The 665-nt window shown below is 70.1% G+C and carries 1 protein-coding gene; it reads left to right on the top strand.

The features are described 5' to 3' along the window. On the top strand, nucleotides 1–665 hold a 665-nt coding region (locus AC1DWF_RS35205), incomplete at both ends, for a helicase-related protein (protein ID WP_476843102.1).

Here is a 665-nt window from a genome sequence, read left to right as displayed (position 1 = left end):
ACGCTGTTCTTCTCGGCCACCATGGCCCCCGAGATCCGCCGCCTGGCCGACGCCTTCCTGCAGAACCCCAAGGAGATCACCGTCAGCCGCCCGGCGACGGTGGCCACCACGATCACCACCGGCGTGATCTACGTGCAGGACCGCGACAAGCGCGAGGCGCTGCGCCGCCTGATCCGGCGCGAGCAGGTGCAGAACGCGCTGATCTTCTGCAACCGCAAGGTCGACGTGGACATCCTCTACAAGTCGCTGAAGCGGCATGGCTTCTCGGTCGGCGCGCTGCATGGCGACATGGACCAGTCGGCGCGCTTCGCCACGCTGAACGCCTTCAAGGCGAATGAGATCCGCCTGCTGGTCTGCTCCGACGTCGCGGCGCGCGGCCTCGACATCGGCGGTCTCAGCCACGTCTTCAACTTCGACGTCCCCTTCCACTCCGAGGACTACGTCCACCGCATCGGCCGCACCGGCCGCGCGGGGCGCGAGGGGCATGCCTACTCCATCGCGACGGCCGATGACGGCAAGCTGATCCAGGCCATCGAGAAGCTGACGGGCGCGCCGATCCCGCGCCTCGAGGTGGAGGGGCTGGACCCCGTCACCGACGAGCAGATCGCCGAGGCGGCGACCCGCCGGCGCGGCCGCGGTGGCCGCCCGATGGGCGGCGCTCCGAG

This window comes from Aminobacter sp. P4_D5 (genome assembly GCF_056401815.1).
This window is presented reverse-complemented; position numbering and strand designations above follow the sequence as displayed.